Annotated in this window: 2 protein-coding genes; one reads left to right on the forward strand and one right to left on the reverse strand. The window is 69.0% G+C overall.

Features of this window, described 5'->3' with window-relative positions:
* Positions 1-47 precede the first annotated feature (47 nt).
* Positions 48-1,496, reverse strand: a complete 1,449-nt coding sequence (locus ACFWJW_RS32860; protein ID WP_387248008.1) for an amino acid permease — start codon at positions 1,494-1,496, stop codon at positions 48-50.
* A 210-nt stretch (positions 1,497-1,706) separates the two neighbouring features.
* Between ACFWJW_RS32860 and ACFWJW_RS32865 the strand changes: the two genes are divergently transcribed.
* Complete coding sequence (locus tag ACFWJW_RS32865) at positions 1,707-2,192, forward strand: ribose-5-phosphate isomerase (RefSeq protein ID WP_387248010.1); 486 nt, start codon at positions 1,707-1,709, stop codon at positions 2,190-2,192.
* Positions 2,193-2,298 lie beyond the last annotated feature (106 nt).

A 2,298-nucleotide genomic window follows, 5' to 3' on the forward strand; every position in this document is an offset into this window, starting at 1 on the left:
CACCAACCCGGTGCGGGCCCCGCCCTCTTCTCTGCCGCCGTACGGCGTTACGCGCCCTCGACCGCGTCCCGCTCCCGCGGCCGGCGCCGGTCCAGGACCAGTCCGACCGCCAGTACCACCACGGCCGCGACCACCGACAGCACCATCTGCTTGCGCCCGTCCGGGTCGTAGAACATGTAGCCGATGACGAAGAGGATCAGCCCGATCGTCGCGTACGTCAGCCACGGGTACAGCCACATCCGCACCGTCAGCCGCTCCGGCGTCTCCCGCTCGATCGTCCGGCGCATCCGCAGCTGCGAGAAGCAGATGACCAGCCAGACGAACAGCGCCACCGCGCCCGACGAATTCAGCAGGAACTCGAAGACGGTGTCCTTCGAGGTGTAGCTGAAGATCGTCGCGATGAAGCCGAAGGCGACCGACGCCCAGATCGCGACCGCCGGGACGCCGCCCTTGTTGACGGTGGCGAACGACTTCGGCGCATCCCCGCGCTGGCCGAGCGAGAACGCCATCCGGGAGGCGGTGTAGAGCCCGGAGTTGAGACAGGACAGCACCGCGGTCAGCACCACGATGTCCATCACGGTGCCCGCGTACGGGATGTCCAGCGACTCCAGCACGGCCACGTACGGGCTCTTCTCCACCGCCTTGGAGTCCCACGGCAGCAGCGTCACGATCACCGCGATCGAGCCTATGTAGAAGAGCGCGATCCGCCAGATGACGCTGTTGACGGCCTTGCGGACGGCCTGCACCGGGTTCGGCGACTCGCTCGCCGCCAGCGTGACGATCTCGCTGCCCATGAAGGAGAAGACCACCAGCAGCATGCCGGAGAGGATCGCCCCCGGACCGTTCGGCAGGAAGCCGCCGTGCCCGGTCAGATTCTCCGTGCCGACCGGGTCACCGCCCGGCGGCAGCCCGAAGACCGCCAGCGCACCGATCACGATGAACACGACGATCGCCACGACCTTGATCCCGGCGAACCAGAACTCGAACTCACCGAACGAGCCGACCGAGACCAGGTTGGTGCCGGTCAGCACGATCATCACCAGCAGCGCCCAGGCCCACTGCGGGACGGCCGGCACCCAGCCGGTGAGGATCGCGGCGGCCGCGGTCGCCTCGACGGCCAGCACGACCGACCAGAAGAACCAGTACAGCCAGCCGATGGTGAAACCGGCCCAGCGGCCCATCGCCCGGTCCGCGTAGGCGGAGAACGACCCCGACGTGGGGGAGGCCGCGGCCATCTCACCCAGCATCCGCATCACGAGCACGACCAGCAGGCCGGTCAGCGCGTACGAGAGCAGGATGCCGGGGCCGGCGGCCGCGATCCCGGCGCCGGAGCCGACGAACAGACCGGCGCCGATGACCCCGCCGATGGCGATCATCGACAGATGGCGGTTCTTGAGTCCTGCTTGCAGCCCGTCCTGTGACTGCCCCCCGGAGGGTCCGCCGCCGGGTTCTCCGGTCGTCGGAACCGCTGTGGTGGTAGGCGGGTGCGCGCCCATGTGCACCGTCCTTCGTGGTTCTCGGATGGATCCCTCGCATTAGATCTTCGTTAACCGTGGATTGGAAGGTCTGCCGCCGGATTGTTGTGTGAAACCCTGGATGGTTGCCCGATGCACTTGCGTACAGAAGGCGCGGGGTGGCTTTCTGTACACGGCCCGTGGGCAGACCCAGCCGCGCCTACCCGGCGGCGGGCGTGTCACACTCATCGCATGCGCGTGTACCTCGGTTCCGACCATGCCGGTTTTGACCTCAAGAACCACCTCGTCGAGTGGCTCAAGGCCCAGGGCCACGAGCCCGTCGACTGCGGACCCCACATCTACGACGCCCAGGACGACTACCCGCCGTTCTGCCTGCGCGCCGCGGAGAAGACCGCCGCCGACCCGGACGGCCTCGGCATCGTGATCGGCGGCTCCGGCAACGGCGAGCAGATCGCCGCCAACAAGGTCAAGGGCGTCCGGGCCGCGCTGGCCTGGAGCGAGGAGACCGCCAAGCTCGGCCGCGAGCACAACAACGCCAACGTCATCTCCGTGGGCGGCCGGATGCACACCCAGGAAGAGGCGACCAAGTTCATCGAGGTCTTCCTGGCCACCCCCTACTCGGGTGAGGAGCGGCACACCCGCCGCATCGAGATGCTCTCGGCCTACGAGACCACCGGCGAACTGCCCGCCATCCCGGCCCACCACCCGCAGGGCTGACCCCCGTTCATCCCGTCGCCCGCCCCCCCCGGCCGCCGGGGCGGGCCGGGGCGGCCCCAGATGGACCACCGTGCCCGGCGGGCATACGAACAACCCCCGCCCCCCC

Origin of the sequence: Streptomyces sp. NPDC127097 (assembly GCF_042724075.1) — a bacterium.
In the GTDB taxonomy this organism is placed as follows: Bacteria; Actinomycetota; Actinomycetes; order Streptomycetales; family Streptomycetaceae; genus Streptomyces.

What these genes read in the sequence shown, in the direction of transcription:
- ACFWJW_RS32860 (WP_387248008.1), bottom strand. Translation starts at nt 1,496, where the DNA reads ATGGGCGCGCACCCGCCTACCACCACAGCGGTTCCGACGACCGGAGAA.
- ACFWJW_RS32865 (WP_387248010.1), top strand. Translation starts at nt 1,707, where the DNA reads ATGCGCGTGTACCTCGGTTCCGACCATGCCGGTTTTGACCTCAAGAAC.